We start from the raw sequence: 21,242 nt of genomic DNA on the forward strand, positions 1-21,242 counted from the left end.
ATGTATAAAAAAGTTCTTGTCCCTATGGCATTGGATCACGGCATATCGCAGCACACGCTGGAAGTTGCTCGCGCATTGTCGGAAAACGGGGCCGACATAATCGCATTGCATGTTTACGAAATGCCACAGGGATCTGTAAGTGCCTATCTGGATAAATCCGTTGTCGCAGAAGGGTTTGACCGTGCGCGACTGAAACTGTTGGAAAAGGTTGAGGGCCTTGAAGGTGTGACACCCGAAATCGTCAAAGGCCACACTGCCCGGACGATCATTGATTATGCCACAAGCAGGAGCATCGATTGTATCGTCATTGGTTCTCACCAACCGGGGTTGAGCGACTATTTCCTAGGATCGACAGCTTCGCGCGTTGTTCGTCACGCGCCGTGCGCCGTGCATGTGCACCGCGGTCTGACTTGATTCCTGGCATTGACGGCCATTGAACTTGGAATTTCTGCAAGGAACGACCGGCAACCAAGTGCCGGTCGTTCCAATGTATGATTATCCGCGACGCCGACGGCGGCGACCGCCACCGGCTTCGGTGTCGGCACCGCCGGTGTTGAAGCTTGGGTGGGGCAACGTGACAACCTGCGCCAGTTCCGGGAATGGATCAGTTTTGTGTGGAATCGCGTTGGCCGCGACGAAGTGATCCTGGAACTTTGGTTCGATAGCGGTTTCAATTTTCGTGATCTCGCGTACAACGCGTTCAATCTCGGTCCGTGCTGAGATATTGCACAGTGCAATACGTGCGCCTGTACCAGCGGCGTTACCCGCGCTGGAGACTTTCTCAAGCGGCGCATCCGGTATCATGCCTAGTACCATTGCGTGTTTGGTTGAGATATGCGCCCCAAACGCGCCGGCCAAAACCACACGGTCCACGCGTTCGACATCCATTTCATCCATCAGCAGGCGTGCACCGGCATAAAGCGCCGATTTCGCCAGCTGGATTGCGCGGATATCGCCTTGGGTGACGGTGATGCGCGGGCCACCTTCGGCGCTGGCGTCGTGGATCAGATAGGCATGGGTTCGTCCTTCGGGGACACAGCGTGCTGTGCCAGTCTGCTCGGCCGAACCAATCAATCCGCTTTCATCCAGCAAGCCGGCGATACGCATTTCAGCAACCGCCTCGATGATGCCGGAACCACAGATGCCGGTGATGCCAGTGGTTGCGATATCAAGGTCAAACCCTTCTTCATCCGACCACTTCTCGGACCCGATCACGCGGAACCGGGGTTCTTTGGTAACAGGGTCGATCTCAATCCGCTCGATCGCGCCGGGGGCCGCGCGCTGGCCAGAACTGATCTGAGCGCCTTCGAAGGCAGGGCCAGTGGGCGAAGAACAGGCGAGAACGCGGCTGGTGTTGCCCAACAGGATTTCCGCGTTGGTGCCTACGTCCACTATCAAGACCAGATCTTCGGATTTGCCCGGTTCCTCCGACAGCGCCACGGCGGCGCAGTCCGCGCCTACGTGGCCTGCGATACACGGCAGGATATAGATCTGCGCGCGTGGATTCATGGTCGTCAGATCCATCTCGCGCGCGGGCAGGGACATGCTCTCCGATGTGGCCAGCGCAAAAGGTGCTTGCCCCAGCTCAACCGGATCCAGACCCAATAGCAAGTGGTGCATGACCGGGTTACAAACAAATACGGTTTCCACGATCAGTGCGGCGTCGATCTCGGCCTCTTCGGCAATTGAGGTGGTCAGATCGTTGATCGCCTCGCGCACGGCCTTGGTCATTTCCTGATCGCCGCCGGGGTTCATCATCGAATATGAAACGCGGCTCATCAGGTCTTCGCCAAACCGGATCTGCGGGTTCATCAGACCCGAGGACGCCTTGACCTCACCTGTTTCCAGATCGGTCAGGTGGGCTGCGATGGTGGTCGAGCCGAGGTCGATCGCCAAGCCATAAAGCCCGCCTTCATGCAGGCCCGGCCAGATTTCGACAATTCGGGCAACGCTGTCGTTGTGGCCCTTATGAACGGCCACCGTGGCCTCCCACTTGCCCTTGCGCAGCACCGGCTGCAGCTTGGACAAAAGCGACAGATCGGCTGTGACAGCTTCGATCTTCCACTGCTCGCGCAGGGCACGTTCCAGACGCTCAAGATCGCCCGTGGGTGAGTGCATGTCGGGTTCTTCGACGACCACGAAGTACAGGCGAGTCGCCGGGTCCATGGTGATGGCACGGGCCGCGGCCGCCTTGCGCACGACCTGACGGTGCACCTGGCTTTCGGGTGGGACATCGATCACGACATCACCTTGCACGGACGCCTGACATCCCAGACGACGGCCCGGTTTCAAGCCTCGCTTGTCGTCATAGCGCTGTTCAACCGCGTTCCATTCGCTCAGCGCGTTTTCGGATACGGTGACACCATGCTTGGGAAATTCGCCATAGCTGGGTGTGATCTGGCATTTGGAGCAGATCCCACGCCCGCCACAAACCGAATCCAGATCCACGCCCAACTGACGGGCCGCAGTTAGAATCGGAGTTCCGACGGGGAAGTGTCCGCGTTTACCAGAGGGCGTAAAGACGACAAGTGGGTCGGTGGTCATCAGAGACATACCTTTTCATATTCGCGCGTATTGGGCGCAAGATATGATGTTGAGCGCAAAGGGAAAGGGCTATCAGCGGCACGATTTGCTCAGCTTGCGGCGTTTTCTGCACCGCCATTGCCTTGAGTTGCTTTGGGGGGCTTTCCCTTTGGTTCAATCCATGCGATAGGGTCGCCGTCAAACGGGCTTTTGCATGGGGTTTTCAGATGCAGATTCGTGAGGCACTCACCTTTGACGACGTTCTTCTGGTTCCGGGCGCATCTTCAGTGCTTCCGGCGACAGCAGATACCACCACACGTGTGACGCGTGAAATCACCATGAACATACCGCTGCTGAGCTCGGCCATGGACACCGTGACCGAGGCGCGCATGGCGATTGCAATGGCCCAAGCCGGTGGCATCGGGGTCATTCACAAGAACCTTTCGGTCGAAGAACAAGCCCGCGAAGTGCGCCGGGTCAAGCGGTTTGAATCGGGTATCGTTTATAACCCTGTCACGTTGCGCGCGGATCAGACGCTGTCAGATGCACAGGCCCTTGTAGAACGCTACAACTTCACCGGTTTTCCTGTCGTGGATGCGGAAGGTCGCGTTGTGGGCATCGTGACCAACCGGGATATGCGTTTTGCCACTTCGGACGACACTCCGATCAAGGCGATGATGACGGCTGACAATCTGGCCATGCTGCAAGAACCCGCAGATCTGGAAGAAGCCAAAAGCCTGATGCGGGCCCGACGCATCGAAAAGCTGCTTGTGGTAGACACCCAGGGGAAGCTGACCGGGCTTTTAACTTTGAAAGACACTGAACAAGCCGTCTTGAACCCAACAGCTTGTAAAGATCGGCTGGGCCGTCTGCGCGTAGCTGCCGCCACATCGGTCGGTGACGCGGGCTTTGAACGCTCGGAACAACTGGTGGATTCGGGTGTGGACATCATTGTGGTCGACACTGCTCATGGCCATTCGCAAGGCGTGTTGGACGCGGTAAAGCGCGTTAAGACGCTATCCAATGAAGTTCAGATCATCGCAGGAAACGTTGCCACAGGTGAAGCGACCAAAGCATTGATTGATGCGGGGGCTGACGCCATCAAGGTTGGTATCGGTCCGGGGTCGATCTGCACCACGCGCATGGTGGCGGGCGTTGGCGTACCGCAGCTGACCGCGATCAGTGATTGTTCGGCAGCCGCAGGTGACGTGCCCGTCATCGCTGACGGAGGCATCAAATTCTCGGGCGATTTTGCCAAGGCGATTGCTGCAGGTGCCTCTTGCGCCATGGTAGGTTCGATGATCGCAGGCACCGATGAAAGCCCGGGCGAAGTCATTCTATATCAGGGTCGCTCGTTCAAATCCTATCGCGGGATGGGAAGCCTGGGTGCCATGGCGCGTGGATCGGCGGACCGGTATTTCCAGAAGGACGCAGCCAATGACAAGCTGGTGCCTGAAGGTATCGAAGGGCAGGTGCCTTACAAAGGCTCCGCCAGCGCTGTGATCCACCAGCTTGTAGGCGGCCTGCGTGCAGCAATGGGCTATACTGGCTGCGCAACCGTTGAAGAGATGCGTAAAAATTGCAGCTTTGTTAAAATCACCGGTGCCGGTCTGAAGGAAAGCCACGTGCATGACGTTCAGATCACCCGCGAAAGCCCCAATTACCGGGTGATGTGATCTGCTGACCTGTTGCATGCGGCGCCCAGACACGGGCGCCGTTTTGCGTTCACCCACACCTTAGGGAGGTCGACATGACCCCGGCAGCTCGTGTTCAGGCCGCGATTGAAATCTTGGACGAGATTTTGACCGGAGCGCCCGTTGAAAAGGCGTTGACCGGATGGGCACGTCGCAGCCGCTTTGCAGGATCAAAAGATCGCGCAGCGGTACGGGATCATGTGTTTGATGCACTGCGCTGCCAGCGATCCTTTGCAGCGCTTGGCGGTGGCCACACCGGGCGCGGTTTGATGATTGGCGCAACGCGGGCTCAGGGTGGGGACACAGCAGCCATATTCACAGGCGACAGACATGCGCCTGATCCCGTGCAGCCGTCAGAGATCGCACGGGCCTTTCGGTCAGACGCCGAACGACTTGATATTCCCGAATGGCTTTGGCCCCGGTTTTCGGCTTCGTTGGGATCTGAGACTCCGGTCGTGGCCGAGGCGCTGCGATTACGGGCTCCGGTGCATTTAAGGGTGAACTTGCTCAAGGCTGATGCAGCGTCTGCGATAGCCGTGCTGCAGGCCGATGGCGTTACAGCGCAGCCGCACGCGTTTTGCACGACAGCTTTGGAAGTGACCGAAGGCGCGCGCAAGATTGCGCAGGGCCGCGCCTATCAGGACGGGTTGGTCGAACTACAAGACGCTGCCAGTCAGGCGGTTGTTGCGGCGCTAGAGCTTCAGCCGGGCATGCGTGTCCTTGACTACTGCGCAGGGGGCGGTGGCAAATCGCTGGCCTTGGCTGCGTTTAATGGTGTCCAAGTCTTTGCCCATGACGTGAATGCAGCCCGGATGCGGGATCTTCCTGCGCGCGCAAAACGCGCCGGGGCCCACGTGAAAATTCTGACGTCAAAGGAACTAGATGAACAAGAGCCTTTTGACATCGTACTTGCGGATGCTCCGTGTTCTGGTAGCGGGTCGTGGCGGCGCGCACCTGCGGGAAAGTGGGCTTTGACCGAAGAGCGCTTGCAAGATCTCACGCAAATCCAATCCGGAATTTTACAGAATACGAGCGTGTTAGTTCGAAAGGCCGGTATTTTCGCCTATGCCACCTGCTCGGTTCTGGCTGACGAAAACGACGCAATCGTTGATTCCTTTTTGGCGCGAAACCCGGAATGGGCCGAGACATTCCGCAAATCATGGCAAGTCGCACACGGGTCAGACGGGTTTTTCACGGCACACTTGACGAGATAAGGCTCGGGCAAATAACAACCTAAGGTAGATAATTTCCCGCATTCTTTAGTTAAGCGGGCATTAACCATTTTGGATGTTACTTCCGACACCTTTTTGCGTTTGAGCCGTTTATGTCTGACACTGCATTTTCTGTACGCGACCTCTCTTACACCCAACTGCCTTCAGCGACGCGCGTAGGATCGCTTCTGAGCTTGGCTCTTTTGATCGCCTTAGCGCCAATCACAGGTCTGTTGCCGCCGGAGTGGAGTTCTGGCCTTACAGTGGCCGGTGTTTCCCTTTTATTTGCGGTGCTTTGCGTCACGATAAAGGGGCGATTGGCCATCCGATCCGCACAGCGCAGTGCAGCCCTGATGAGGGCATTTGCGGAACTGGAGGTTGCCCCCTTGCTGGTGGCCGACCGGTTTGGCGATATTCTGGTCGCGAACATACACGCACAAAAACGGTTTGGGGCCGAAACTGGTAAGTCCCTGAGTTTATGCTTGCGATCGACCTTTTCGAACCCTCAGGCCGTTTTGCTTCGGTTGCAATCTCAGGCACAATCGCATGGCCGTGCCTATGATGAGTTTCCCAACAGCGCGAACATGTTATCCCTCACCGTGTCTCGGCTGGACACCGAGTTGTTTTGTTGGCGCTTTGAAGAGGGCGAGGGGGTAAACAGCCGTGACTTGGCCATCCCGGTTCTTTCCGTTGGGCATAAAGGCGAAATCCAGCATGCCAATTCCGCTGCCGAAAAGATGCTTGGTTCTGACGTGAAACGTGTTCAGGACGTCTTTCTTGACGGTGCACCGGTAATTGGGGCCACAAATTTGGTGAACGCCCGTGACGGTCTGGTCTCAGCCGCCGTCGCTAATTTGTCGACCACGGGGTCGAAGCATCATTTGGGCCTGATCCCTGTCGGCACGTCCACAACACAAGGTGCCGGTGCGTCTTTCGAGGATCTTCCGATTCCAATCTTGACCCTTTCGTCAGACGGCACAATCCTCGACACGAACAGGCTGGCGATAAAGTTGTTGGGGAAAGACAGCCTTAAGGGAACCTGTATAGACGACATCATGCGAGGGCTGCGGCTTCCACTTCGGGATTGGCTTGCAGGGGTCGCCTCGGAAGCGGATGTACCTAAGTCAGAGTTTCTGCAGCTTAGCCGGGACGACAAAGAAGTCTTTGTTCAAGTCACATTGAGCAAAGTTGTCATCGACGGGAAGGTGGGTCTGATAGCAGTCCTGAACGACGCGACCGAGTTGAAAACGCTAGAGGCGCAATTCGTTCAGGGTCAGAAAATGCAAGCCGTTGGGCAATTGGCCGGAGGCGTTGCGCATGATTTCAACAATCTGCTAACAGCGATTTCCGGTCACTGCGATTTGTTGTTGTTGCGGCACGACCAGAACGATCCGGATTTTGGGGATCTTGTTCAGATCAACCAAAACGCCAACCGTGCCGCGGCCCTGGTCAGTCAGCTTCTGGCGTTCTCCCGAAAACAAACGCTCAGACCCGAAGTGTTGGATCTGCGTGACACGATTTCGGACCTTATTCACCTGCTAAACCGTTTGGTGGGTGAAAAGGTGCAATTGACGCTAAGCCATGACCCGATTCTCAAACCGGTGCGGGCCGACAAACGACAACTGGAACAGGTTCTGATGAACCTTGTCGTCAACGCCCGTGACGCCATGCCTGAAGGCGGAGAGATTCGTATCGAAACCGAAATAATGCGGCTGTCCCGACCGCTCAGCCGAGATCGGGCGACAGTTCAACCTGGCGAATATGTCACGGTCAAGGTGGTGGACAGCGGGACAGGTATTCCAGCCGACAAGCTGCAAAAAGTGTTTGAGCCGTTTTATACAACAAAACGAACAGGTGAGGGTACTGGACTTGGTCTTTCGACCGTCTATGGCATTGTGAAACAAACAGGCGGGTTCATCTTCGTCGACAGTGTTGTCGGGCGCGGTACGGAGTTCACGGTCATTCTGCCAGTGTGCGCGACTGATGAAAAACCGAGATCACAACCCCGGCAAAACCTGACGCGCAAAGTGCACGGCAAGGCGAAGGGGTGGTGCTGCTGGTCGAAGACGAGGCACCGGTTCGCGCCTTTGCCACCCGCGCGCTGCGATTGAAGGGGTATACCGTTCTCGAAGCGGATTCGGCAGAAGAGGCGCTGAAACTTCTCGAAGACGCGTCATTGAACGTGGATGTCTTTGTGACGGATGTGGTCATGCCGGGCATGGACGGGCCTACCTGGGTCCGCAAAGCGCGGGAAACGCGCCCGGACGCGCGCGTTGTGTTTGTTTCAGGGTATACCGAGGGCGCATTCGGCGAGTCCGGGCCGGGCATTTCAAACTTTACGTTTTTGCCCAAACCTTTCTCTCTCAATCAGTTGACCGAGGCTGTTTTTCAGCAAATGAACTGATCAAAGCGCCGCGTCATGAATGGCAAACTCCGCTGCATGCGTATTGCGGAATTGTCGTTCAGTGCTCGGCGAAAGGCTTAGATCTCCTGCAGGTGACACGTTTTCGCGTGGCACATTGATGTCAATGTTCAGCCGCGTTTGCAAAAAGTCCAAAATCCCAGTCTGGTTTTCATATTTGAAGACATGTGTCGCTCCACGCCCATTGCTTCGGGTGCGGAAAAACTGACTTTGGCTTCCAACATCGGCAAACTCAGGGCGTTGGTTTTGCATGTAGGCTTGCACAAACTTGTCAAAACTTATGTCGCGGGTGGAATGAGGGTGACCAATCAGGTCTTCGCGACTGCGAAACCGATACCAACTGCCCAGCCAGTCGATGGGTTCACGTACAACAGCCATGATTTCCATTTCCGTGTCGTACATTTTCAAAAACATGTTTTGAAAAAAACGGTCAAACCGGCGCACCGGCGCGTGTTTCAGTTCTGGTGGATGAGTGACCACAAGATCAGCTCGATCACGCAAGGCCATATGATAAGCCGTGCTTCCAGTCTTGGGAACGGCAAGAAAAGCCAGACGTTCTTCAAAGAAAACAAGCATGTACCGCGTTTCGCCTTGTCCTGATTGCTTGCACAGATTGTCGTAAACGACTCTTTAACACAATTGCAGAAGAGTGAGTTCTGTAAGTTTTAGTTGAAATGTTCTCTTTTTGGTCCCATAAGGAACAAGAGGCGAACAAAGCAGCGATTGCCGCCCGATCAAGGGTGTGACAAAAGGTAAGGCGACAGGACAATGGCGGATCTTCTGACAATGAGCGACAAGAAAAACGCAGACAAACAAAAGGCGCTCGACAGCGCACTGGCCCAGATCGAACGGCAATTCGGTAAAGGCTCGATCATGAAGCTGGGCGAAGGTGCCACGCAGGATATCGAAGCAAGCTCAACCGGCTCGCTGGGTTTGGACATCGCGCTGGGAATCGGCGGCCTGCCGATGGGGCGGATTGTAGAAATCTACGGCCCGGAAAGTTCGGGTAAAACGACGCTGACACTGCATTGCATCGCAGAGCAGCAAAAACGTGGCGGTGTTTGCGCCTTTGTGGATGCGGAACACGCATTGGACCCGCAATATGCCCGCAAACTGGGTGTTGACCTTGATGAGCTGCTGATTTCACAGCCGGACACCGGTGAACAGGCCCTGGAAATCACCGATACGCTGGTGCGGTCGGGTGCGGTCAACATGGTCGTTGTCGACTCGGTGGCAGCGCTGACACCGAAATCCGAGCTTGAAGGCGATATGGGCGACAGCAATGTTGGCGTTCAGGCCCGTTTGATGAGCCAGGCGATGCGTAAGTTAACGGGGTCGATCAGCCGTTCGAACTGTATGGTGATCTTCATCAACCAGATTCGTATGAAAATCGGTGTGATGTTCGGCAGCCCGGAAACCACCACCGGTGGTAACGCGTTGAAGTTCTACAGCTCTGTGCGTCTGGATATCCGCCGCATCGGCGCGATCAAGGACCGGGACGAGGTTGTCGGCAACCAGACACGCGTCAAGGTCGTTAAGAACAAAGTTGCTCCTCCTTTCAAACAGGTGGAATTCGACATCATGTACGGCGAAGGTATCTCGAAAATGGGTGAGTTGCTGGATCTGGGTGTCAAAGCTGGCGTGGTCGAGAAATCGGGGTCTTGGTTCAGCTATGGCGACGAACGGATCGGGCAGGGGCGTGAGAACGCCAAGCAATATTTGCGTGACAACAGCCGGATCGCCTTGGACATTGAAGACAAGATCCGCGCTGCACATGGGCTGGATTTCGATATGCCACCGGGTGCTGTCGAGGATGATGATATCCTCGAAGCGTGACGATCGCTGATTGGAAAACCGGAAGTCCGGGTATTTCCAAACGAACGTAGGTAAGAACAAAACAAGGCGGTCCATCGGACCGCCTTGCTGCATTCTGGCGCACCTCTGCTGTGGACACTTTTCTGACAGAGGGATAAACCTGCGGGGACCAAGATTTATGTGCGCCGAGAGAGCCCTATGCCAACCCTGAACGACATCCGATCGACCTTTCTGAACTACTTTGAAAAACAGGGGCATGAGGTTGTGGCATCCAGCCCGCTGGTGCCGCGTAACGACCCAACGCTGATGTTCGTGAACTCGGGCATGGTCCAGTTCAAGAACCTGTTCACCGGTCTTGAAAACCGCGACTATACACGCGCCACGACGGCGCAGAAATGTGTACGGGCCGGTGGCAAACATAACGATCTCGACAATGTGGGCTATACCGCGCGTCACCACACGTTTTTCGAGATGTTGGGCAACTTTTCATTCGGGGATTACTTTAAGCATGACGCTATCCCGTTCGCCTGGAACCTGATCACCAAGGAATTCGGCATCGACAAGAACCGCCTGTTGACCACGGTCTATCACACCGATGACGAGGCGTTTGAGATCTGGAAAAAGGTTGGCGTGCCCGAAGATCGCATCATCCGGATCGCGACCAATGATAATTTCTGGCAGATGGGCCCGACCGGACCCTGCGGACCATGCACCGAGATCTTCTATGACCATGGCGATCACATCTGGGGTGGTCCTCCGGGATCGGCCGAAGAAGATGGCGACCGTTTCATCGAAATCTGGAACGTCGTCTTCATGCAAAACGAGCAATTCGAAGATGGTTCGATGATCGAACTGGACATGCAGTCCATCGACACTGGTATGGGACTGGAACGGATCGGCGCGTTGCTGCAAGGCAGCCATGACAACTATGACACTGATCTGTTTAAAACCCTGATCGAGGCGTCTGCCGATGCAACCGGTGTGGATCCCTATGGTGACCAGAATGTGCATCACCGCGTGATTGCTGACCACCTGCGTTCCACCTCGTTCCTGATTGCCGATGGGGTCATGCCCAGCAATGATGGGCGTGGTTACGTTCTGCGCCGGATCATGCGCCGCGCCATGCGCCATGCGCACCTGTTGGGGGCGAAAGACCCGGTTATGCACCGCCTCGTGCCATCGTTGGTGCAGCTCATGGGAGGGCATTACTCGGAACTGACCCAGGCCCAGCCCTTGATCGAAGAGACGCTGTTGCTTGAGGAAACCAAGTTCAAGCAAACACTGGATCGCGGTTTGAAGCTGTTGGATGACGAGGTTGCAGGGCTGGCCGAAGGCGCGCCGTTACCAGGGGCAGCGGCCTTCAAACTCTATGACACCTATGGTTTCCCATTGGACCTGACGCAGGATGCGCTGCGCGAGAAGGGTCGTGCCGTCGATACCGACGGGTTTGATTCCGCAATGGCAGAGCAGAAAGCCAAGGCGCGGGCCGCTTGGGCCGGGTCTGGCGAAGCTGCGGATCAGGCGGTGTGGTTTGACGTGCTGGACTCAGCCGGTGCGACGGATTTCCTTGGGTATGAGACAGAGAAGGCCGAAGCGCAAGTTGCCGCGCTGGTCGTAGATGGCGCTTTGGTCGACACTATTGAAGCAGGCGGCAGCGGTTGGGTTGTCGTGAACCAGACCCCGTTTTATGGCGAGGCCGGTGGTCAGATTGGCGATACGGGTGAACTGCGCCGAGTCGAAGACCGCGATGACCTTAGCCGGGTGGAGGACACCCGGAAATTCGCCGACGGCAAAGTCTATGCACATAAGGTAACGGTCGAAAACGGCAAGCTGTCCAAAGGCGACGCGGTCGAGCTTGAGGTGGATCACGCCCGCCGTACTGCCATTCGTGCCAACCATTCGGCCACGCACCTGCTGCACGAAGCGCTTCGGGAAGCGTTGGGGGATCATGTGGCGCAGCGTGGCTCGCTGAATGCGGCGGATCGTCTGCGATTTGATTTCAGCCATTCCAAAGCGCTGAGCCTTGAGGAAATTCAAAAGGTCGAGCGCGAGGTGAACAGCTTCATTCGCCAGAACTCGACCGTTGAAACCCGGATCATGACGCCTGACGACGCGCGTGAGCTTGGGGCTCAGGCTTTGTTTGGAGAGAAGTACGGCGACGAAGTACGTGTTGTCTCGATGGGCAAAGCCCCGACCGGCAAGGGACAGGATGGAGAAACATGGTCGATAGAACTGTGCGGTGGTACTCATGTGCGCCAGACAGGGGATATCGGCACTTTTGTGGTACTAGGTGACAGCGCCAGCAGCGCCGGTGTGCGCCGGATCGAAGCGCTGACCGGGGATGAGGCGAACCGTTACCTTTCGGCCCAGGATCACCGGCTTGCGCAGGTTGCACTGGAACTGAAGGCGCAACCGGACGACGTTGTCGCGCGGGTAAAGAGCCTTCTGGATGAGCGCAAATCGTTGCAAAACGAAGTCGCTCAGCTGCGTCGCGATTTGGCAATGGCGGGCGGCGCCGGGCAGGGTGGTGGAACCGAAGCGCGGGACGTCAACGGCGTCAAATTCCTGGCACAAGCCCTGAGCGGTGTGTCGGGTAAAGACCTTCCGGCGCTGATCGACGAACATAAAGCCCGTCTTGGAACCGGTGCCGTACTGCTTATCGCAGATACCGGTGGAAAGGCTGCGGTTGCAGCCGGTGTGACCGATGACCTGACCGGAACCGTTTCGGCGGTGGATCTGGTCAAGGCAGCGGTTATTGAGCTGGGTGGCAAGGGCGGCGGTGGTCGACCCGATATGGCCCAGGGCGGCGGCAAAGATGCTTCGAACGCAGATGCCGCGATCAAAGCCGCAGAGCAGGTATTGGGAGGATAAGATGGCTGCACTCTGGATTGCACATGTCACGGTCACGGATGCCGAGGCTTATGGGAAATACGCCGAGCTAGCCGGGCCAGCCATTGCCAAACATGGTGGTGAGTTTATCGCTCGGGCCGCGCGATACGTTCAGTTGGAAGGCAAAGAGCGTCCGCGCAATGTGGTTGCCCGGTTCCCATCGTTAGAATCAGCAGTCGAATGCTACAATTCCGATGAGTATCAGCAGGCGCTGAATCACGCCCGCAATGCCAGCGAAAGAGAGTTGGTTGTGGTCGAAATCACCGAATAGGTGTGTGCCCGTAGACCGTTTGGCTGATTTCAGCGATTTTCAGCTTACACATGACGCGCGTATCTGGAAAACAGCCCGTTTTTGCGGGCTGTTTTTATTTTGTTATGATTACAAATGCTTACGGACAACTCTTCACAATTTTCCGTTGATGGATCCGCAAGATTGTGGCGGTCCTTTGGCAATTCCTGCTCGAAATTGTCAAATTAAGGAACGAAATTTCGCCCTTTTTCATTTGCACGTTCTCAATGATTGCGACTGAGGATCGTTAAAGGATAGTTTCAAAAAGTGGAATATGGTCCTTGGGTATCGGCAGTCGTTGTAACGATACTGTCTCGGGGAATGGGCATGACATCAGTGATCAAATCAACCAACCACCGGCTTGCAAAGGCTTTGACCTCTGCTGTATGTGCTGTTGGTCTAAGCGCCATGTTCCTTGCATCGCCTTTTGGGACAACAGATGCCCAAGCATCTGAAGGTCGCTTTATTCCCGCCGTCGCGTCCTCGCCTCCACCAAGCGGGGCAAGAAATCTTTGCAGCCAGTATCGGTGGGCGTGCACAGCAAAACGATCGGCGGCACTTTCCAGTCAGTCGGAAATGCAGATTGTGAAGCAGGTGAACCGACGTGTGAACGCCTCGACCCGAGAAGTTACTGATCAGTCTCAGTACAAAACAAGAGAGTTGTGGGCATTGCCAACGACCAGAGGTGGCGATTGCGAAGACTTTGCACTGCTCAAGAAGCGGGATTTGATAAATGCGGGGGTGGATCCGAACAAATTGCTGATTGCCACCGTTCTGGATACACGCCGAACCCCTCATGCGGTCCTTATATACCGTTCGGCCAACGGTGATTTAGTTTTGGACAATTTGACCAATCGCATCAAACCTTGGAAAGCAACGCGGTATCTTTTTCTCCGCATGCAGGATCCTAACCAACCGCAAAGATGGGTTGGTGTCTACGGTAAGAGTTAGAGCTAATTTTACAGGAACCGACATGGAAGCTGGTCGGCCTTTGGCAACAGCGTCTATAGTTAAATTGGTTTCAAATGATCGAAATCCGTTAAACAATAACTTCACTTAAGAAAGGTCGCCGAGTGTTGCGGCGACCTTTGAAAGTACTTTATTTCGTCTGATTTACCGAAGACCAATTCCGTCACCCGGATAATCATAATCCGGATCGTGTGGTTCGGGATCGTCCTGCGGATCCGGATCTCCGTGTGGGTCAGGGTCACCTTGTGGATCAGGGTCACCTTGTGGGTCGGGATCGTTTTGCGGACCGGGATCACTTTGTGGGCCTGGATCACCTTGTGGACCAGGATTACCCTGCGGACCGGGATCACCTTGTGGGCCATCACTGTCGGGTGTGTCACCAAACCCGCCAAAGCCGTCGGTTCCGGTGCCTTCATTTGCCGGTCCATCGCCCGCTCGTGTGTCCGACGATCCAACTGATGCCGTTGGAAGGTCTGTCAGCAGATCCGCAAGCGGAGAGCATTCGGCGCCCAGACGGGCCACAATCTCATCAAAGTCTGCACGGCGCTGAATATACCGCAACATTCCAGTGGTCACAGCATCACATTCGCACAAGACTGACGGCGACCCAGCGGATTGACGGGCTGTTTTCACGGTACACGTTCCGCTTGCAAACGCATCGGTCACAGGCAAAACGAAAACTGCCGTTACGGCAAAAAAGACTGGTAACTTAAGGGAACGAAAAACCATCATTAACTCCTCGGAACTCGGTACCTTACACGTGCATCTCTATGCACTATTTAAACTTTTGTGTGAGTGAACGACGTCACACTTCGGGCACATTTACACCTTTAGATCGACTTAATCGCAAGATGTGGTCAGGGCGAAAGGGTAAAAATTAATGCAACCTCAGGAAGAAAATCCTATCTTTTCAAGAAAAAGCCGGGCGTTATGCCCGGCCTTTCGAAAATCGTTTTTTGATCAAGTGGAAGCAAAAATGCCACAGTTATGCCATTGTTTCCCTTTGAGTCAGCCACAAGTTCAGGTTGTCACGCCGATTTGGCCATCCGCTTGCGCTCATGCGGGTCCAGATAACGCTTGCGCAGACGAACTGCGTTGGGTGTCACTTCGACAAGTTCGTCGTCGTCGATATAGGCAATGGCCTCTTCCAACGAGAACTGAACGTGGGGTGTAAGACGGACCGCATCGTCTGAACCACTTGCACGCACGTTGGTCAGTTTCTTGCCTTTCAGCGGATTGACCTCCAGATCGTTGTCGCGCGAATGCTCTCCGATCACCATGCCCTGATAGACATCGGTCTGCGGACCGACAAACATGCGGCCGCGCTCTTCCAGGTTCCACAGCGCATAAGCAACGGCTTGTCCGTTCTCCATCGAGATCAGTACGCCCGCGCGACGGCCGGGGATCTGGCCTTTGTGGGGCGCCCAGTCGTGGAACACGCGGTTCAGAACGCCAGTGCCGCGTGTATCGGTCAAGAACTCACCATGATAGCCGATCAGGCCGCGCGAAGGGACGTGGGCGATGATGCGGGTCTTGCCAGCGCCGGCCGGGCGCATCTCGACCAACTCGCCTTTACGCGCGCCGGTGATCTTCTCGATCACTGCGCCAGAATATTCGTCATCCACGTCGATGGTGACTTCTTCCACAGGCTCCAACCGTTGACCGTCTTCCTCGCGAAACAGAACCTGCGGTCGGGAGATGCTGAGCTCGAAACCCTCGCGGCGCATGTTCTCGATCAGAACGCCCATCTGCAATTCGCCACGGCCAGCGACTTCGAAGGCTTCGCCGCCAGGGGTGTCGGTGATGCGGATCGCAACGTTCGACTCGGCTTCTTTCATCAGGCGATCTCGGATGACGCGGGATTGAACCTTTTTGCCGTCGCGACCCGCCAGGGGAGAATCGTTAATGCCAAAGGTCACGGTGATGGTTGGCGGGTCGATGGGCTGCGCGGGCAGGGCCTCTTCAACCTGTGGCGAGACTAGGGAATCTGCCACAGTGGCCTTGCTCATACCTGCAATGGTCACAATGTCCCCGGCTTCGGCGACATCGATGGGTTGTTGCGCCAGGCCACGGAACGCCAGGATTTTCGAGGCGCGGAAGTTCTCGATCAGCGTGCCATCACGGCTGAGCGCTTTCAGGCTATCGCCTGCTTTCAAAGTACCGCTTTCCACGCGACCCGTCAGAATTCGACCGATAAACGGATCACTGCCGAGCGTGGTGGCCAACATGCGGAAGGGCTCTTCCTTGTGGTCGGTCTGCTTGGGGGCAGGGACGTGATCGACGATCAGGTCGAACAGGGCGCTTAGGTCCTTGCGAGGGCCGTCCAGTTCCATGTCCGCCCAACCAGAACGGCCTGAGGCGTACATAGCTGGGAAATCCAGTTGATCATCATCCGCCCCAAGGTTGGCGAACAGATCGAAACATTCGTCCAGCGCACGATCAGGTTCGGCATCGGGTTTGTCGACCTTGTTCAGAACCACAATTGGACGCAAGCCAAGTGCCAACGCCTTGGAGGTTACAAACTTGGTCTGCGGCATAGGACCTTCGGCAGCGTCGACCAACAAGACAACGCCGTCAACCATGCTGAGGATCCGCTCAACCTCGCCACCGAAATCGGCGTGGCCGGGGGTGTCGACGATATTAATGCGGGTATCTTTCCATTCGACCGAGGTGGCTTTGGCCAGAATGGTAATGCCGCGTTCACGTTCCAGATCATTGCTGTCCATGGCACGTTCCGCCACAGCCTGGTTTTCCCGGAACGCACCGGATTGTTTGAGCAGCTCATCCACCAGGGTCGTTTTACCGTGGTCCACGTGAGCGATGATTGCGATATTGCGCAGGTCCATGAGAGGTCAGCCTTTGAACGGGAAGTTGCCGCGCGCATAACGCGGCGCGGCAAAATATACCAGCCCTAACCGTGGATCAGTGGCCTGCAGTCTTCGAAAACAGGTGAATGATCAGAATTCCAGCCAGAATCATGCTCAGCCCAAGCACCGCAGGCCAGTCCAGCTTTTGACCAAACACCAAGAACCCGATGATCGCGATCAGAAAGATTCCCAGCCCAGACCAAATTGCATAAACGATGCCCACAGGCATGGTTTTGAGGGTCAGCGCCAGAAGATAGAAGGCGACCCCGTACCCCAAAACAACAAGAACGGACGGCCAAAACCGGGTGAATTGCTGGCTGGCCTGCAATGCGGTTGTGCCGATGGTTTCCGCCATCACGGCGAGTAACAGAAACAGATAGGCTTGAGGCATTATGGTCTCTCGCAGAGCTATAGGGTTTGTGCGCCTTGAACACGGAACACGCGCGACAAGCAAGACAAGTCTCAAACTAAAATTTCCGTTAGGTCAGGTATACCTGACTATTCTCAGGTTAGAATAAGTGTAAGGTTTGGCTCATATTTTATGATTTGTTAAAGAGTATTGTTCGATGACGACATTCGCAAAGTCGGTCATTTTGGTTTCTGGTCTGATAGTGGCAGTTGGGTGGCTTGCTGACGGGGGGTCCGTCGAAAATGAGGCAGCCATTGTGGTTCAACAGTTCGATGGTAGTCGTGTGTTTTAAAGCCACTCGGAACTTGAAAGGGAAAAAGGAGCCTTTGGGCTCCTTTTTTTCTGTCACGCGTCCAGTAGCGTAGTTTCGCGGTTATCGAAAAATCCGACGAGCATGGGGTGCAGCCATTTCCAAAGATCAGGTGCCCCATTTCTGATCGCCGGTCCCACACGTGCTTCGAGTTGGGCAAAAGTTACGTTGTATTCGATCCATGAACCGCCACCGTTTTCTAGGTTGGCAATCGGTGTCTGAAACCGGTCGACTGATTTTGCAAATCGAGCGTCTGCACTCTCGCAAGCTTCAAACTCCCGCCACAAGTCCGCGAAAAATACCTGCTGCGCATCTGGCAAAAGACCAAACAACCTTTGAGCTGCCGCTTGTTCCTTTGCCTCCTGCTCGGCGTGGTTGACCTGACCGTGAATAGGGTGATCTCCGGCGTCGATTTCGACGATATCGTGCAGAAGAAGCATCTGAAGCACACGATCCACATGAATCTCGGAATGTGCGTGTTCTGACAAAACCCAGGCGTAAAGCATGATATGCCAGGAATGCTCTGCCGAGTTTTCTAACCGATCCGAAGCCATAAGGCGCGACGCGCGTATCACCGATTTCAGCTGATCTGCTTCGGTCAAAAAGTCGAGCCGCCTTGTAAAGGCATTGTCCTGAGGCTCTGACCCTGTCAGGAGGTCATTTGCGTGACGGTAGGCCAGTGGAAAGACCCGTGAAAGATAGGCCGCACGGCCACCGTCCAGATTAGCGCGGGCAATAACCACATGGTCTGGCCTGGGATCAGACGCGCACAGCACCTGAAACAGCGGCTGGCAGCGATCCAGAACTTTTGCAAACCGCGCATCTGGTGTCTTGTCTGCTTCAAACTCTTGCCACAAGGACAAAAAGAAATGCGCCTGATCTTCCGGTAGTAGACCAAACAGCTGTGACGCTGCATTTTGTTCTGCGTCCGCCAGCTCATCCCAGTCGGTTTCCAAATGGATTGGATGGTCGCCTACGACGATCTCAACCAAATCATGCAACAGCAACATTCGGATAACCCGATCAATCGACACATCTGGCCCGGCCAGAGGGGCCATCACCATGGCCCACAATGCCAGATGCCAGCTGTGTTCGGCAGAGTTTTCGGGTCGGGACTGGTCGAGCAGGACGTTTGCACGCTCGACCGTTTTCAGCATGTCGGCCCGTTTCAGAAACGCAATCTGGGTCGACAAACGTTCACTCATTGTTTTTCTATCGCTTTTTGTTTGGAGCGGTGGGCAGCCAAGCGTCTGATGACAAACTGTCTGGCCTTACGCTCGGCCAGGCGCACGCGGATTTCAGTTAGAAATGCCTCTTCCAAAGACTGCGACGCCGCCCCCAGCACTTCGCCGACTTCGACAAAGAAACGGTCTTCCCCGGTTTCGTCCATAACCTTCATCGTATCTTCGGCCAGTTTAGCCGCAAGAGTTGTGATGGTGTCGGACATCAGCGGGTGTTCTCGGTCAGGCGGCGCTTCACATAGTCGCTGACATCGGTAATCAACGTGTCCATGTGACGATCCTGGAAGAAGTGATCTGCGCCTTCAACCTCGTTATGAGTGATCGTGATGCCCTTTTGCTCATGCAGCTTATTCACCAGTGACGTGGTGTCTGCCGGAGGGGCCACGCGGTCGGCGGATCCGTTGATGATCAGACCGGATGAGGGGCAGGGCGCCAGGAACGAAAAGTCGTACATATTGGCCGGTGGCGACACGCTGATGAACCCGGTGATTTCAGGCCGGCGCATCAGCAACTGCATTCCGATCCATGCCCCAAATGAAAACCCCGCGACCCAGCAGTGTTTCGAGTTGTTGTTCATCGATTGCAGATAATCCAGTGCCGATGCCGCATCGCTCAGCTCACCTACGCCCTGATCATACTCGCCCTGACTGCGGCCAACGCCGCGGAAGTTAAAGCGCAACACGGTAAAGCCCATGTTATAGAAGGCATAGTGCAGGTTATAGACCACCTTGTTGTTCATGGTCCCGCCAAATTGAGGATGCGGGTGAAGCACGATTGCGATCGGTGCGTCTTTTTCCTTTTGCGGGTGGTAGCGGCCTTCCAGGCGGCCTTCGGGTCCGGGAAAAATCACCTCGGGCATGTGTGCTTTGGTCCTGTCTTTTTCGCGCGGGTGCCCGGATATACTTGACGATAATCGTCGGACACCTTAGAACGGTTCTAATTACATTTCACTGCGCGTCAGCGCTGTCAGTCGGAGATACGCACTGGCAACGTCGGCGTCAATGATTTCGCGCAATTCCTGCAAAGAGGGGCTAAAAATGAAGCTGTCGACCAAAGGGCGATATGCGATGGTTGCCTTGGCGGATATTGCGCTGCAACCAAGCGACCGACTTGTGACCCTTGGAGAAATCTCAGAACGCCAAGATGTGTCGCTGCCGTATCTGGAGCAGCTTTTTGTAAAGCTGCGCCGAGCCGAGCTGGTTTCGTCGGTACGCGGACCGGGTGGCGGATATCGCCTTGCGCGCCCTGCGTCTGAAATTCGCGTGGTCGAAATTCTGGCCGCCGTGGATGAGACAGTTGATGCCCTTCAAAAAGGGGCCGGAGCTTCGGGTGCGTCTTCCGGCAGCCGCGCGCAATCGCTGACCAACCGCCTTTGGGAAAGTCTAAGTGCGCATGTCTATGTGTTTTTGCATCAGACGCGCCTGTCTGACGTGATCAAGAACGACCTGGCCCCATGCCCCGCAGTGCCGAGCTTGTTCTCGGTGGTGGACGAGTAATCCAAAGAAGCGACACAGGCATATGAAATTTGTTGGCAAAAAGATGCATCCATGAATCGTGTTTATCTGGATCATAACGCAACAACACCTCTGCGCCCTGAGGCACGAGAGGCGATGATTACCGCGATGGAAGTCTGCGGAAATCCGTCTTCTGTCCATGCTGAGGGCCGTGCCGCAAAGGCACTTGTCGAACGAGCACGAGCACAGGTTGCAGCCGCCTTTGGTGCGGATGGCGCGGACATCGTTTTCACCTCTGGCTCCACCGAAGGCGCATCTCTTACTTTGGCTGGGCGTCACCTGCATGGTGCCGCAGTCGAACATGATGCCGTAAGGGCTTGGATCAAAGAAGACCTCTGCGTTTCTGAAGCTGGCGAGGTATTGGTAACAGAACCCGAAGCCTCGACCCTTCAACTGGCAAATTCCGAGACCGGAATCGTTCAGTCCTTGCCGCCCGGATTGGCCGTGACAGATGCCACACAGGCCTTTGGGAAGCTTCCGATTGCGTTCAACTGGATGTATGCCCAGATGGCCCTGGTGTCGGCGCATAAACTGGGCGGCCCCAAGGGTGTTGGCGCGGTTGTTATGAAACGCGGAACTGATCTGCCAGCTCAGATCAAGGGCGGTGGTCAGGAAATGGGTCGTCGATCTGGAACGGAAAATGTCATTGGAATCGCGGGTTTCGGTGCCGCAGCTGAAGCGGCGGCACGGGACCTGGCCAGTGGTGTTTGGGAGCAGGTTGAAGAATTTAGAAATATTCTAGAAAACGCTCTTGAGGCTGCTGTAAAATCACCTATTTTTGTCGGGAAAGGGCAGCAACGCCTGCCCAACACCCTGTGTTTTGCCGCCCCCGGCTGGAAAGGTGAGACCCAGGTCATGCAGATGGATCTGTCGGGTTTTGCGGTCAGTGCGGGCTCTGCCTGTTCAAGCGGCAAGGTTCGTGCCAGCGCGGTGCTCACCGCAATGGGATACGACGAGGTGACAGCCAGCAGCGCAATCCGCGTTTCGCTGGGCCCTCGGACAACGAAAGAAGATGTGCTGCGTTTCGCCGAAACGTGGCTTGAGAAAGAGAAAAAGCATCGCGCGCGGGCCGCGTGATCTGACGGAGGG

At 55.6% G+C, this 21,242-nt stretch carries 17 protein-coding genes and 1 pseudogene; 10 read left to right on the forward strand and 8 right to left on the reverse strand.

Features of this window, described 5'->3' with window-relative positions; translation table 11 throughout:
• Complete coding sequence (locus GS636_RS01465; RefSeq protein ID WP_171646931.1) at positions 1–414, forward strand: universal stress protein; 414 nt, start codon at positions 1–3, stop codon at positions 412–414.
• Positions 415–495: 81 nt separating this feature from the next.
• On the opposite strand, the gene GS636_RS01470 is transcribed toward GS636_RS01465, so the two are convergent.
• Positions 496–2,544: an ASKHA domain-containing protein gene (locus GS636_RS01470; protein ID WP_171668312.1), complete on the reverse strand. Its 2,049-nt coding sequence runs from the start codon at positions 2,542–2,544 to the stop codon at positions 496–498.
• A 206-nt stretch (positions 2,545–2,750) separates the two neighbouring features.
• Here GS636_RS01470 and guaB point away from each other — a divergent pair, with 206 nt between their 5' ends.
• The 3 genes and pseudogenes from guaB (at position 2,751) to GS636_RS01485 (ending at position 7,832) form a co-directional block, all read left to right on the forward strand.
• Complete coding sequence (guaB, locus tag GS636_RS01475; protein ID WP_171668204.1) at positions 2,751–4,199, forward strand: IMP dehydrogenase; 1,449 nt, start codon at positions 2,751–2,753, stop codon at positions 4,197–4,199.
• Positions 4,200–4,273: 74 nt separating this feature from the next.
• Positions 4,274–5,431, forward strand: a complete 1,158-nt coding sequence (locus tag GS636_RS01480) for an RsmB/NOP family class I SAM-dependent RNA methyltransferase (RefSeq protein WP_171668205.1) — start codon at positions 4,274–4,276, stop codon at positions 5,429–5,431.
• A 110-nt stretch (positions 5,432–5,541) separates the two neighbouring features.
• Positions 5,542–7,832, forward strand: a pseudogene (locus GS636_RS01485) (ATP-binding protein).
• Here GS636_RS01485 and GS636_RS01490 read toward each other — a convergent pair.
• Positions 7,833–8,426 (reverse strand): sulfotransferase family 2 domain-containing protein, encoded by a 594-nt coding sequence (locus GS636_RS01490; RefSeq protein WP_171668206.1) that lies wholly within the window; start codon positions 8,424–8,426, stop codon positions 7,833–7,835.
• A gap of 192 nt (positions 8,427–8,618) precedes the next feature.
• Between GS636_RS01490 and recA the strand changes: the two genes are divergently transcribed.
• The 4 genes from recA to GS636_RS01510 all read left to right on the forward strand — a co-directional run bounded on the left by recA (position 8,619) and on the right by GS636_RS01510 (position 13,794).
• Positions 8,619–9,686: a recombinase RecA gene (gene recA / locus GS636_RS01495; protein WP_171183159.1), complete on the forward strand. Its 1,068-nt coding sequence runs from the start codon at positions 8,619–8,621 to the stop codon at positions 9,684–9,686.
• Positions 9,687–9,863: 177 nt separating this feature from the next.
• Positions 9,864–12,536 (forward strand): alanine--tRNA ligase, encoded by a 2,673-nt coding sequence (alaS, locus tag GS636_RS01500; RefSeq protein ID WP_171668207.1) that lies wholly within the window; start codon positions 9,864–9,866, stop codon positions 12,534–12,536.
• Position 12,537: 1 nt separating this feature from the next.
• A complete protein-coding gene (locus GS636_RS01505) occupies positions 12,538–12,825 on the forward strand; it encodes a DUF1330 domain-containing protein (RefSeq protein WP_171089965.1) in 288 nt (95 codons plus the stop codon).
• Positions 12,826–13,170: 345 nt separating this feature from the next.
• The gene (locus GS636_RS01510; RefSeq protein WP_253762613.1) at positions 13,171–13,794 is read left to right on the forward strand and encodes a transglutaminase-like cysteine peptidase; all 624 of its coding nucleotides are present in this window, start codon (positions 13,171–13,173) and stop codon (positions 13,792–13,794) included.
• A gap of 162 nt (positions 13,795–13,956) precedes the next feature.
• Here GS636_RS01510 and GS636_RS01515 read toward each other — a convergent pair whose 3' ends face one another.
• From GS636_RS01515 to GS636_RS01540, 6 genes are all read right to left on the reverse strand, one after another.
• Entirely contained in the window at positions 13,957–14,376 is a 420-nt protein-coding gene (locus GS636_RS01515) for a hypothetical protein (protein WP_171668208.1), read from the reverse strand.
• Positions 14,377–14,840: 464 nt separating this feature from the next.
• The gene (typA, locus tag GS636_RS01520; protein ID WP_171668209.1) at positions 14,841–16,658 is read right to left on the reverse strand and encodes a translational GTPase TypA; all 1,818 of its coding nucleotides are present in this window, start codon (positions 16,656–16,658) and stop codon (positions 14,841–14,843) included.
• Positions 16,659–16,734: 76 nt separating this feature from the next.
• The gene (locus GS636_RS01525; protein ID WP_171668210.1) at positions 16,735–17,070 is read right to left on the reverse strand and encodes a multidrug efflux SMR transporter; all 336 of its coding nucleotides are present in this window, start codon (positions 17,068–17,070) and stop codon (positions 16,735–16,737) included.
• Positions 17,071–17,433: 363 nt separating this feature from the next.
• Positions 17,434–18,603 carry an HD domain-containing protein gene (locus tag GS636_RS01530; RefSeq protein ID WP_171668211.1) on the reverse strand — a complete coding sequence of 390 codons (1,170 nt, stop codon included), beginning with the start codon at positions 18,601–18,603 and terminating at the stop codon, positions 17,434–17,436.
• Positions 18,600–18,845, reverse strand: coding sequence for a hypothetical protein (locus tag GS636_RS01535; protein WP_171089973.1), 246 nt, complete (start codon positions 18,843–18,845; stop codon positions 18,600–18,602). The genes GS636_RS01530 and GS636_RS01535 overlap by 4 nt, the downstream gene beginning before the upstream one ends.
• Positions 18,845–19,498 (reverse strand): alpha/beta hydrolase, encoded by a 654-nt coding sequence (locus GS636_RS01540; protein WP_170324952.1) that lies wholly within the window; start codon positions 19,496–19,498, stop codon positions 18,845–18,847. Before GS636_RS01540 ends, GS636_RS01535 begins: the two co-directional genes overlap by 1 nt.
• Before the next feature lie 178 nt (positions 19,499–19,676).
• Between GS636_RS01540 and GS636_RS01545 the strand changes: the two genes are divergently transcribed.
• Both GS636_RS01545 and GS636_RS01550 read left to right on the forward strand, forming a co-directional pair.
• Positions 19,677–20,135, forward strand: coding sequence for an Rrf2 family transcriptional regulator (locus tag GS636_RS01545; RefSeq protein ID WP_171089975.1), 459 nt, complete (start codon positions 19,677–19,679; stop codon positions 20,133–20,135).
• A gap of 51 nt (positions 20,136–20,186) precedes the next feature.
• Positions 20,187–21,230 (forward strand): cysteine desulfurase family protein, encoded by a 1,044-nt coding sequence (locus GS636_RS01550; protein WP_171668212.1) that lies wholly within the window; start codon positions 20,187–20,189, stop codon positions 21,228–21,230.
• Positions 21,231–21,242 lie beyond the last annotated feature (12 nt).

This window comes from Ruegeria sp. HKCCD4884, from assembly GCF_013110855.1.
GTDB lineage: Bacteria > Pseudomonadota > Alphaproteobacteria > Rhodobacterales > Rhodobacteraceae > Ruegeria.